This is a genomic window from Streptomyces capoamus (assembly GCF_014654935.1).
GTDB classification, from domain to species: domain Bacteria; phylum Actinomycetota; class Actinomycetes; order Streptomycetales; family Streptomycetaceae; genus Streptomyces; species Streptomyces capoamus.
This window is the reverse complement of record NZ_BNBF01000007.1, coordinates 88,979-100,686: the sequence shown is the minus strand read 5'-3', so window position 1 is coordinate 100,686 and position 11,708 is coordinate 88,979. Positions and strand designations below refer to the sequence as shown.

Genomic DNA, 11,708 nt, shown 5'->3' with positions numbered 1-11,708 from the left:
AGAGGTGGGCGATCTCGGCCGGGTCGCGGGGCGTCTCACGGCCGGCCTTCGCGGCCGCGTACGGGTAGTCGGCGGGGACGGTCTGGGTGACCTTGGACCATTCGATCTCGGCGGTCACGTCCCGCAGCTCGTTGCGGTCGAGCCGGGTGCCGAGGGCGGCGGCCGCGTCGGCGACGAGCTGGATCTTGCGGTCGACGATCCGGGGCAGGGAGCCACCGACCGCTTTCGGCCAGAAGTACTGGAGCTGGCGGAGGGCCGCGGAGTGGAAGGTGCGGGCCTGGACGCCCTGGGCGCCGAGCTGGCGCAGCCGGCCGCGCATCTCCCCGGCGGCGCGGTTGGTGAAGGTGACGGCGAGAACGCTGGAGGGGGGAAGAATGCCGGCCCGCACACCGTAGGCGATCCGGTGGGTGATGGCCCGGGTCTTGCCCGTGCCGGCTCCGGCCAGGACGCACACCGGACCGTGCAGCGCGGTGGCCACCTCGCGCTGCTCGGGGTCGAGCCCTTCGAGCACCGCGTCGGCGTCGCTCGGCGGCCCCGGGTACGGAGAGCCGCCGGTGCCCTGCGGGAAGAGGGTGGAGTGCGTTGCTGCTGTCACACAGCCATGCTGCCAGGTCGCCCGGGACGGCCGTGCCGGTTGTCCACAGGCGGGGCCTCGCAGTCATATGAATCACGGGCCTCGCGGCCGTACGCATCGGGGATCGGCGATCCCGGTCCCTCCGGGTCACGGCCGGGAATGGCGGACCGGCCGCCCGCGTTCTCCCCCCGGACGACCTTTTCCGAGCTGTCTGAGGAGAGCGAAAGAGATGCAGGGCACTGTGACGATGTACAGCACGACTTGGTGCGGCTACTGCCGGCGGCTGAAGAGCCAGCTGGACCGGGAGGGCATCGCCTACACCGAGATCAACATCGAGCAGGACCCGGATTCCGCCGCTTTCGTGGAGAAGGCGAACGGCGGAAACCAGACCGTCCCGACCGTGCTCTTCGCGGACGGCTCCACGCTGACGAACCCGTCGCTTGCCCAGGTCAAGCAGAAGCTCGCCGCGTAGTCCGAGCTGCGCCGAACGGCGGCCCCGAGTCCCTTCGCGGACCCGGGAGCCGCCGTTCGCCGTATCGCCGCGGAGCCGCCGACCGGATCAGACGAAGCCGCGGGTCGGCAGGGGCTTGCCGTACCACATCTCGATCAGACGGGCCGCGATCGAGATGCCGTACGGCGGCAGCACCTCGCCGGACTCGAAGGCCGCGTGCAGCTCCTCGCGGGAGAACCAGCGGGCCTCGTGGATCTCGTCGCCGTCGACGTCGATCTCGGTGGAGGTGGCCTGGGCCATGAAGCCGAGCATGAGGCTGGACGGGAAGGGCCAGGGCTGGCTGGCCACGTACTCGACCTGGCCGACGCTGACCCCGACCTCCTCGCAGACCTCGCGGCGCACCGCCTGCTCGATGGACTCGCCGGGCTCGACGAATCCGGCGAGCGTGGAGAAGCGGCCCTCCGGCCAGTGGACCTGGCGGCCGAGCAGGATGCGGTCGTCCTCGTCGGTGACCGCCATGATCACGGCCGGGTCGGTGCGCGGATAGTGCTCCGCGCCGCAGGCCGGGCAGCGGCGGATGTGGCCGGCCGCCGCGATGACCGTGCGCTCGCCGCAGCGGGAGCAGAAGCGATGGGTGCGCTGCCAGTTCTCCAGCCCGACCGCGTGGACCATGAGTCCGGCGTCGCGCGGGGAGAGCAGCAGGCCGGCCTCGCGGAGCCCCGCCGGCCGGGCGGACTGGTCGATGCGGCCGGGCAGCGAGTCCTTCTGGAGCGCGAAGTAGCTGACGCCGTCCTCGTCGATGCCGAGGAAGTAGCGGTGCGCCTCGGTGAGGGGGGCCTCGAAGGACGGGGTCATGACGAGTTCCGTCCGGCCGTCCGGGGTCTCGTCGATGAGCACCTGGCCGCCGGAGACCACGAAACAGCGGGTCGTGGGGTGGCTCCACGCCGCCGCGAGCCAGGCCTCGTCCAGCCGGTGGTGGGCGGCGCGGTCGATGCCGCTCGGGGCGGTCAGCGAGATGGGTCGGTCGGCTGTGTGGTCGGTCCAGGTGGTCACGGGTGCTTCCAACTCCCCCAGTGCAGCGGATCTTTCGGCGGGCGGTTCGGCGGGATACAGGGCGGGAGGGCACCGGGCCGGGCGTGGCCGGGGCGGGCGGGCGGTCCTTCCAGTGTGCCCCGCGCGCGCCGCCCTTCCGTACGGCTCCGGCCGGTCAGGATGCGGGACGCCAGTTCGCGGCCAGGTCACCCCACAGGTAGGCGCTGGTCTCGACACCCTTGAGGAGGAGATCCAGCTCGACCTTCTCGTTGGGCGCGTGCCAGCCGTCGGACGGGACGGAGATGCCCAGGAAGAGGACCGGGGCGCCGAGGACTTCCTGGAGGTCGGCGGCGGGTCCGGAGCCGCCCTCCCGGGTGAAGCGGACCGGTGCCTGGAAGGCGCGGCCCATGGCGCGGACCACGGACTGCAGCGCGGGGTGGTCGAGCGGGGTCAGGCACGGGCGCGTGGCCGAGCCGAAGTCGATCTCGCAGCGGATGCCCGCGGGCACCTGGCCGGCGGCCCAGGCGCGGACGGCCCGCTCGATGTGGCCGGGGTCCTGGCCGGCGACCAGCCGGAAGGACAGCTTCACCAGGGCCGTGGCGGGGATGATCGTCTTGCTGCCGGCGCCCTGGTAGCCGCCGCCGATGCCGTTGACCTCGGCGGTCGGGCGGGCCCAGATGCGCTCCAGGGTGGTGTGCCCGGCCTCGCCGTGGGCGGCGTGGGACCTGGCGGTGCGCAGCCAGCGCTCCTCGTCGAACGGCAGCTCGGCGAACAGCTCGCGCTCGCGGTCGGTCAGCTCGACGACGCCGTCGTAGAAGCCGGGGACCGCTACGCGCCCGTGCTCGTCGTGGAGGGCGGCGACCAGGCGGGCGGCGGCGGTGGCCGGGTTGGGTACGGCGCCGCCGAAGGAGCCGGAGTGGATGTCCTGATCGGGGCCGTACAGCCGGATCTCGCACTCGGCGAGGCCGCGCATACCGGTGCACACGGTCGGGGTGTCCTCGGACCACATGCCGGTGTCGGAGACGATCACGGTGTCGGCGGCGAGCCGTTCCGCCTGTTCCTCGACCAGGGCGCGGAAGTGCGGCGAGCCGGACTCCTCCTCGCCCTCGATCAGCAGCTTGAGGTGGACGGCCGGAGTGGAGCGGCCGGTGGCGGCGAGGTGGGCGCGGACGCCGAGTGTGTGGAAGAACACCTGGCCCTTGTCGTCGGCCGCCCCGCGCGCGTAGAGGCGGTTGCCACGGACGACGGGTTCGAAGGGGTCGCTGTCCCAGCCGTCCTCCCGGGCGGCGGGCTGCACATCGTGGTGGCCGTAGACCAGGACCGTGGGGGCGCCGGGGTCGTCCGAGGGCCACTCGGCGAAGACGGCGGGGGCGCCGGGGGTCTGCCAGACCTCGGCGGTCGGGAAACCGGTCTCCTTGAGCTTGGCGGCGAGCCAGTCGGCGCTGTGCCGTACGTCGGGCGCGTGGTCGGGCTGGGCCGACACGGACGGGATGCGCAGCCATGCGGTGAGGTCGTCGAGGAAGGCGGCGCGGTGCTGCTCGATGTACGTGCGGACGGCGCTGTCCGGGGTCTGGCTCATGCTCCTGAGCCTATCGGCCCGCACCGGCATGCTCGGCGGGCGATTCGTCACACTGAGGTCGCCTCCTGTGTGCTCTCCGTCTCACCGGTGAGGAGCCGTTCGAGCGCGGCCCGGTCCGGCAGGCCCTCGGGGCGTACGACCTCGCCGGTGCGCACGTACAGGAAGGCCGCCGTGACCGACTCGGGCGGCACGCCCTGCTGCTCGGCCCAGGCGAGCCGGTACACGGCGAGCTGGAGGGGGTCGGCGGTGCGGGCGCGGCCGGTCTTCCAGTCGACGATCTCGTACGTCGTCCCGTCGCCGTCGCCGTTCCGGTAGACGGCGTCGATGCGGCCCCGGACGACCCGGCCGGCGAGGGTGAGCTGGAAGGGGGCCTCGACCCGGTACGGGGTGCGCTGCGCGTACTCGGTGCGTTCGAAGGCTTCCTTCAGTGCTTCGAGGTCCCGTTCGTCGGCGATCTCGGCGTCGGCGCCGGGCAGCTCGTCCGGCTCCAGCAGCGGCAGCGTCAGTTCCTCGAAGCGGGCTTCCACCCAGGCGTGGAAGCGGGTACCCCGGCGCGCGGCCGGCTGCGGGGGGCGCGGCATGGGGCGCGCGAGTTCCTGCGCGAGCCCGTCGGGGTCCTCGGCGAGCCGCAGCAGCTGGGAGGCGGTGAGGGTGGCGGGCAGGGGCACGTCGGTGACGGAGCGCCGGGCGCGCAGCAGCTCCCCGGCGAGGGCGTCCAGGTCGCGGTCCCAGGAAGCGACGGTACGGGCCTCTTCGGGGGTGAGCGCGGCGGGTCCGGCGGCGGGCCGCGGCTCGGGGCGGTGCCGCGGGGCGGGCGCCTGGTGGGGGACCACGGGCCGCCGCGTCCTCCGGGAGTCCCGGCCGGCGGGGGCGTCCGGCGCGGAGGCGGGGGCGCCGGTGGGGGGTGCCTGGGGGTGGGAGGCCTGACCGTGGGGCGCCTGGCCGTCGGGGGCCTCGCCCATGGAGTTCTCGCCGTGGGGGGCATCGCCCATGGGGTCCTCGCCGTGGGGGGCTTCGGCGTAGGGCGGCAGGTCCTCCTCGTAGGGGGAGTCTTCGAAGGGCACGTCCTCGAAGGGCGCATCCTCGAAGGGCATGTCGTCGTAGGACGCGTCCTCGTAGGGCACGTCCTCGTGCGGCTCCTCGCCGTACGGGTCGGGGTACGGCTCCCCGTACGGGTCGTCGTCCGGTGGGGCCGGCCAGTCCGGGTGCTCGTCCCCGGCGGGGTCGTGCAGGGCCGGGCGGTGGCCGGCGGGCTCGGCGGCGAGGGCGTCCAGGTGGGCGAGGACGGTCTCGGCGGCGGCGCGGCGGCGGGCCAGGGCGGCGGCGTCCAGCGGGAGCGGCCACACCTGGTCGGCGCCGGCCGTGTGCAGGGCGGGGTTCTCCTCGCCCTCCGCGGGCTCCTCCGCCCAGGCCTCGATCTCGCCGTGGCCGGCGGCGCAGTGGTCGTACAGGGCCTGGAGGAAGACGGAGGGGCCGCGCGGCTTCTTCTGGCTGGGCCCCCACCAGTGCCCGGAGCCGAGCAGGAGGGAGCGGGGGCGGGTGAAGGTGACGTAGCCGAGGCGCAGCTCCTCGGTGTGCTGGTGGTCCTTCATCGCCTCGTGGAAGGCCTTCATGCCGCGCGCGTCCCAGCTGTCCACGTCGGGCAGGGTGTCGGCGTCGCCGCGCAGGGCGTGCGGCAGCACCTTGGCCTGGGCGGTCCACTTCTCGCGGCCCTGGGCGCTGGGAAAGGTGCCGGTGACCAGTCCGGGGACGGCCACGACGTCCCATTCCAGGCCCTTGGACTTGTGGGCGGTGAGCACCTTGACGGTGTTCTCGCCGCCGGGCAGGGCGTTGTCGAGGCCCTTCTCGTACTGGGCGGCGGTGCGCAGGAAGCCGAGGAAGGCCAGCAGGGTGGCCTCGCCGTCGCTCGCGGCGAAGGAGGCGGCGATGTCCAGGAAGTTGGACAGGGTCTCGCGGCGGCGGGCGGCGAGCGCGTGCGGGGACGCCGACAGCTCCACCTCGAGGCCGGTGACGGCGAGGACGCGGTGCAGGACGTCCATCAGCGGGTCGGACAGCGAACGGCGCAGGTCGCGCAGTTCGGCGGCGAGCCGGGCGAAACGCACGCGTGCGTCCGGCGAGAACGGCAGCCCGTCGTCGTCGCCGCCGTCCAGGGGGGCTTCCAGGAAGGTGTCCAGGGCGTCCGCGAGCGAGATCACCTCGGACGGGTCGACGCCCTCGACGGCCTCGGCGAGCCGGCGGTCCGCGTCCGCGCCGTCGGCCGCGCGCGCGTGGGCGACCAGCCGGCGGGCCCGACGGCCGAGCAGGGCGAGGTCGCGGGGGCCGATGCGCCAGCGCGGTCCGGTCAGCAGGCGCACCAGGGCCGCGTTGGCGCCGGGGTCCTGCAGGACCTCGCAGACGGCGACGAGGTCGGCGATCTCGGGCAGGTGCAGCAGCCCGGAGAGGCCGACGACCTCGACGGGGACGTCACGGGCGACGAGGGCGCCCTGGATCTCGGCGAAGTCGGTGGCGGTACGGCACAGTACGGCGATCTCGCCGGGCGGGGTGCCCGTACGCACCAGGTGGGCGAGGGAGTCGGCGAGCCAGTCGAGCTCCTCGGCGTGGGTGGGCAGCAGGGCGCAGCGGACCGTGCCGTCGTACTCGGCGCCGGGGGCCGGGCGGAGGGCCTCCACGCCCGCGTGCATGGCCCGCAGGGGCGCGGCGAGGCCGTTGGCGAGGTCGAGCAGGCGACCGCCGCTGCGCCGGTTCTCGCTCAGTGCCTGCCGGGCGGCGGGCCGGCCGCCGGCGTGCGGGAAGTGGTCGGGGAAGTCGTCCAGGTTGGCGACGGAGGCGCCGCGCCAGCCGTAGATGGCCTGGCAGGGGTCGCCGACCGCGGTCACCGGGTGGCCGGTGCCGCCGCCGAACAGCCCGGCGAGCAGGACGCGCTGGGCGACGGAGGTGTCCTGGTACTCGTCCAGGAGGACCACCCGGAACTCCTCGCGCAGCAGACGGCCCACCTCGGGGACGCCGGCCAGGCGCGCGGACAGGGCGATCTGGTCGCCGAAGTCGAGCAGGTCCCGCCGGCGTTTCCCGGCCCGGTAGCGCTGGACGAGGTCGGCCAGTTCCCGGCGGGCCGCGGCCGTCTCGGGGATCCTGCGCAGGTCGGCGTTGGTGAGTCTGGCGCCTTCCAGGGTGCGCAGCAGGACGCCGTCCCAGGCGCGCAGTTCCTCGGGGTCGACGAGGTGTTCGGCGAGTTCGGAGTCCAGGGTGAGCAGGTCGCTGACGAGGTCGGCGAAGGAGCGGGTCAGCGCCGAGTAGGGGCCGGGGGCCTCGCGCAGCACGCGCGCGGCGAGCTGGTAGCGGGTGGCGTCGGCCAGCAGCCGCGAGCTGGGTTCCAGCCCGATGCGCAGGCCGTGGTCGGTGAGCAGGCGGCCGGCGAACGCGTGGTACGTCGAGATGACGGGCTCGCCCGGGGGGTTGTCGGGGTCCGGCCAGAGGGTGTCGGCGCGCGGCGCCGTCGCCGGGGAAGACCGGCGGTCGGGTGACGGGAGGGCGTCGGGGTCGGTGACGCCGGCCTTGACCAGTGCCTTGCGGACGCGTTCGGCCAGCTCGCCGGCGGCCTTGTTGGTGAAGGTCAGGCCGAGGACCTGCTCGGGGGCGACCTGTCCGGTACCGACCAGCCACACCACGCGGGCCGCCATGACGGTGGTCTTGCCCGACCCGGCGCCGGCCACGATCACCTGCGGGGCCGGCGGCGCGGTGATGCAGGCCGTCTGCTCCGGGGTGAAGGGGATGCCGAGGAGCTCTTTGAGCTGCTCGGGGTGGGTGATACGGGCGGACATGTCGAAAAAGGCTAGCGGCGGGCACTGACAGCCGAGGACCGATCGACCGCCGGGACGGAAGAAACGCAGGTCAGCCCCTGTGGTGCCGTAGGTCACGCCGACCACTTGGTGGTCACTCCACCACGTGCCGTCCCTCCGGCCGTGCGCTGCAGGAGGCACGGAACGCGCAGTGCGTGCAGTGCTGGCCGGTGCTCGGAGTGAACCGCTCGTCGAGGACCTTTCCGGCGGCGGTGGCCAGCAGCTCACCGACCCACTCCCCCGCCAGCGGCTCCTGGGCCTGCACCTTGGGCAGGCCCTCACCGCCGTCGCGCTGGGCGGCGGCCTGCCGCAGGTGGACCAGTTCGGCGCCGCCCGGTTCGGGGCGTACGCCGTCGAAGGCGGTGTCCACGGCGCCTTCGCGGACGGCGAGCTGGTACACGGCGAGCTGGGGGTGCCGTTCCACCTCGCGCGCGGTGGGCGCCTGCTTGCCGGTCTTGAAGTCGACCACGTAGGCCCGGCCCTCGGCGTCCGTCTCCACGCGGTCGATCTGACCGCGGACACGAACCTGGTAGCCACCCGTTTCCAGGGTGACGTCGAAGTCCTGCTCGCTGGCCACCGGGGTGCGGCCGGCCCGGTCCAGCACGTGCCAGTTCAGCAGGCGTTCGAGCGCCCCGCGCGCGTTCTCCTTCTCCTGCTGAGACTTCCAGGGCGCGTCGAAGGCGAGCGCGTTCCACACGGAGTCCAGGCGCTCCATGAGGACGTCGAGGTCGGCGGGGGTACGGCCGGAGGCCACCTCGTCGGCGAGGACGTGGACGACGTTGCCGAAGCCCTGCGCCGCGGTGGCGGGGGCGTCGGCCTTCACCTCGCGGCCCAGGAACCACTGCAGCGCGCAGGTGTTGGCGAGCTGGTCGAGGGCGCTGCCGGAGAGCACCACGGGCTGGTCGCGGTGGCGCAGCGGCACCTTGCTCTCGGTCGGCTCGAACATGCCCCACCAGCGGTAGGGGTGCGCGGACGGCACCAGCGGACGGCCGTCCTCGTCGGCGAGCGCGGCGAGCCGGGCGAGCCGGCCGGCGGCGGCCTCCCGCAGCGCGGCGGAGGCGCGCGGGTCGACGGTGGTGGCGCGCAGTTCGGCGACGAGCGCGGCGACGGACAGCGGGCGCCGCGGGCGGCCGGTGACGTCCCTGGGTTCGACGCCCAGCTCGGTCAGGAACCGGGACGGCTGGTCGCCGTCGTCGGCCGGTGCCTTCACGGCGGTGACGACGAGCCGGTCACGCGCGCGTGTGGCGGCGACGTAGAACAGCCGTCGCTCCTCGGCGAGCAGCGCGCCCGGGGACAGTGGTTCGGCCAGTCCGTCACGGCCGATGCGGTCGGCCTCCAGCAGCGAGCCGCGCCGCCGCAGGTCGGGCCACAGGCCCTCCTGGACGCCGGCGACGACGACCAGCTGCCACTCCAGGCCCTTGGCCCGGTGCGCGGTCATCACACGGACGGCGTCCGGCCGTACCGCGCGGCGGGTGAGCGTGTCGGCGGCTATGTCCTCGGCCTCGATCTGGGCCAGGAAGTTCAGGGCGCCCCGGCCTCCGGTGCGCTCCTCCGCGCGCGCGGCGGTGGCGAACAGCGCGCAGACGGCGTCCAGGTCCCGGTCGGCGTTGCGGCCGGCCGCGCCACCGCGCCGGGCGGCCCGCGCCAGACGCGCGGGCCACGGCGTGCCCTCCCACAGGTCCCACAGGGCCTCCTCGGCCGTGCCGCCGCCGGCGAGGCGCTCGCGGGCCTTGCGGAGCAGCGCGCCCAGGCGCTGCGCGCCGCGTGCGTACACCGGGTCGTGCACGGCGAGGCGCTCCGGTTCGGCCAGCGCGCGGGCGAGCAGTTCGTCGGACGGCGGCGGCAGCGGGTTCCCGGCGGCCCGCTCCTCCTCGCGCAGGGCCCGGCCGAGGCGGCGCAGGTCGGCGGCGTCCATGCCGGCGAGCGGGGAGGTGAGCAGGGTGAGGGCGGTCTCGGTGTCCAGCCAGCAGGCGTCGGGAGCCCGTGGTCCGCTGTCGTCGGCGGCTTCCTCCACGACGGCGGCACCGGCCTGCGCCCCCACGGGGTCCTGCGGCGCGGGGTCCTGCACCGCCGGGTCCTGCACCGCCGAGTCCTGCGATGCCGGGTCCTGCGATGCCGGGTCCGCGCGGTGGGGCGCTTCGACGGCTTCGGTCGTGGCGACCGCGCGGAGGGCCGTGAGCAGCGGTGCCACCGCGGGTTCGTGCCGCAGGGGCAGGTCGTCGCCGTCGATGTCCACGGGGACGCCGGCGGCGGTGAGGGCGCGGCGGAGGGTCGGCAGGCGGGAGCCGGCGCGCACCAGGACGGCCATGTCGCTCCAGGGCACGCCCTCCTCCAGGTGCGCGCGGCGCAGCAGGTCCGCGATGTCGTCCAGTTCCGTGCCGGGCGTCGGACAGGTGTGGACCTCGACCCGGCCGCCGTCGCGCACGGCGGCCGGCTCGCGGTGGGCGCGGACCTTGTCGGCGGGCAGCCGGGGCAGCGGCATGCGCCGGGTGATCAGACGGGTCGCTGCCAGCAGGGCGGCGCCGGAGCGGCGGGAGGTGCGCAGCACCTCGACGGGGGCGGGGTGGCCGTCGGCGCGCGGGAAGGCGGCCGGGAAGTCCAGGATGCCGTTCACGTCGGCACCCCGGAAGGCGTAGATCGACTGGTCGGGATCGCCGAAGGCGACGAGGGTGCGGCCGCCCCCGGCCAGGGCGCGCAGGAGCCGGACCTGGGCGGGGTCGGTGTCCTGGTACTCGTCGACGTACACGGCGTCGTACTGGTTCGCCAGCCGGGTGGCGGTGTCCGGGCGGCGGGCGAGCAGGACCGCGCGGTGGACCAGTTCCGCGTAGTCGAGCACGCCCTGGAGGTCGAGGGTGTCGAGGTACTCGGCGAGGAACGCGGCCGCCGCCCGCCAGTCGGGACGGCCGATGCGGCGCGCGAAGGCGTCCAGGGCGTCCGGGCCGAGGCCCAGTTCACGGCTGCGGGCGAGGACCGCGCGGACCTCGTCGGCGAACCCGCGCGTGGTCAGGCACGCGCGCAGTTCGTCGGGCCAGCGCACGGGGGTCAGACCGAGCCGCTCCAGCTCGGGATGGCCGGCGAGCAGCTCGCGGACGGCGACGTCCTGCTCGGGGCCGGAGAGCAGGCGCAGCGGCTGGGTGAACCGGTCGCCGTCCTGGTGGGCGCGGACCAGCGCGTAGCAGTACGAGTGGAAGGTGGTCGCCCTGGGCGCGCGGGCGGCGCCCATGCGCAGGGCCATGCGGTCGCGCAGGTCGACGGCGGCCTTGCGGCTGAACGTCAGCACGAGGATCCGCTCGGGGTCCGCACCCCGGGCGATCCGCGCGGCCACGGACTCGACGAGGGTGGTGGTCTTGCCGGTGCCGGGACCGGCGAGGACGAGCAGCGGTCCGCCGCGGTGGTCAACCACCCTGCGCTGCGTCGCGTCCAGTGATGGGGGGGCGACGACGGCCGGCGGGGTTCGGACCAGTCGGTAAGCGCCACGGCTCCCCTGCCGTACCGGAGGGTGCGGCAGGTGCCTGGTGGAGGAAGAGGAGCTCACGTGGTTGGCCGGTCCTGGTGGGTGTGCTGGCGGGTGTGCGGTCGCACGCGTGCGGCGGTGACCGCGGGGTGAGCGGGACCCGTGCCGCCGACGCTACGCCGCCGCCCGGGCCGGAAGCGGGGCTTCCGGTCGTTCCCTCGGGGCGCTCGGGCCACGCGGGTCCCACACCCCTCGAACGTACGGCATGCCACGGACGTCCCCCATGTCCCCCGAACGGATCACGGGTCTGCCCCGCGGGCATCCGATGGCGGAAGCTGTCAGGTGTGACCCCCCGCGTCCGCGCCACCGTCCCACCGGGCCCGCCGCATGTCGAGCCGTGGCAGGTGGCCCCCGCTGCTCCTGCCGGACTGCCGGAGCGGCGTGCCCTCCGCGCGGTAGTGGGCGAGCGCGCGCAGCTCGCTCCCCGGCAGCAGGACCCCGTCGGCGCGCACCACACGCCACCACGGGACCGCGCCGCCGTAGAGGGCCATCACGCGGCCCACCTGACGGGGGCCGCCCTCCTCGAGCCACTCGGCGACATCGCCGTACGTCATGACCCGGCCCGGTGGAATGCGCTCGGCGACGTCGAGGACCCGCTCGGCGTACTCCGGCAGCTCGTCCGCCTGTCCCGCGGAGGCGTCCTCGAGGGGGCTCTGCTCGCTCATTCCCCCCATCCTGCCGCACGCCGAAGGCGTCCCGGCGGGTGCGCGGGGAACGGCCCC

Annotated in this window: 7 protein-coding genes; 1 reads left to right on the top strand and 6 read right to left on the bottom strand. The window is 74.9% G+C overall.

Annotated features, from left to right (window positions below; translation table 11 throughout):
- Window positions 1–511: UvrD-helicase domain-containing protein (locus tag IE312_RS39865; protein ID WP_229899740.1), on the bottom strand; the 511-nt coding region annotated here is incomplete at its 3' end.
- 292 nt (window positions 512–803) lie between these two features.
- On the opposite strand from IE312_RS39865, the gene IE312_RS13455 reads away from it, so the two are divergent.
- On the top strand, window positions 804–1,046 hold the full coding sequence (locus IE312_RS13455) for a mycoredoxin (protein ID WP_014674855.1): 243 nt from the start codon (window positions 804–806) through the stop codon (window positions 1,044–1,046).
- A gap of 87 nt (window positions 1,047–1,133) precedes the next feature.
- On the opposite strand, the gene nudC is transcribed toward IE312_RS13455, so the two are convergent.
- The 5 genes from nudC to IE312_RS13430 form a co-directional block, all read right to left on the bottom strand.
- Window positions 1,134–2,078 carry an NAD(+) diphosphatase gene (gene nudC, locus IE312_RS13450; RefSeq protein ID WP_189981448.1) on the bottom strand — a complete coding sequence of 315 codons (945 nt, stop codon included), beginning with the start codon at window positions 2,076–2,078 and terminating at the stop codon, window positions 1,134–1,136.
- Window positions 2,079–2,232: 154 nt separating this feature from the next.
- Window positions 2,233–3,636, bottom strand: a complete 1,404-nt coding sequence (locus tag IE312_RS13445; RefSeq protein WP_189981446.1) for a dipeptidase — start codon at window positions 3,634–3,636, stop codon at window positions 2,233–2,235.
- A gap of 47 nt (window positions 3,637–3,683) precedes the next feature.
- Window positions 3,684–7,454, bottom strand: coding sequence for an ATP-dependent helicase (locus IE312_RS13440; RefSeq protein WP_189981444.1), 3,771 nt, complete (start codon window positions 7,452–7,454; stop codon window positions 3,684–3,686).
- 112 nt (window positions 7,455–7,566) lie between these two features.
- Entirely contained in the window at window positions 7,567–11,007 is a 3,441-nt protein-coding gene (locus tag IE312_RS13435) for an ATP-dependent helicase (protein ID WP_189981442.1), read from the bottom strand.
- A 257-nt stretch (window positions 11,008–11,264) separates the two neighbouring features.
- Complete coding sequence (locus IE312_RS13430) at window positions 11,265–11,651, bottom strand: MGMT family protein (protein WP_189981439.1); 387 nt, start codon at window positions 11,649–11,651, stop codon at window positions 11,265–11,267.
- Between the last annotated feature and the right edge of the window lie 57 nt (window positions 11,652–11,708).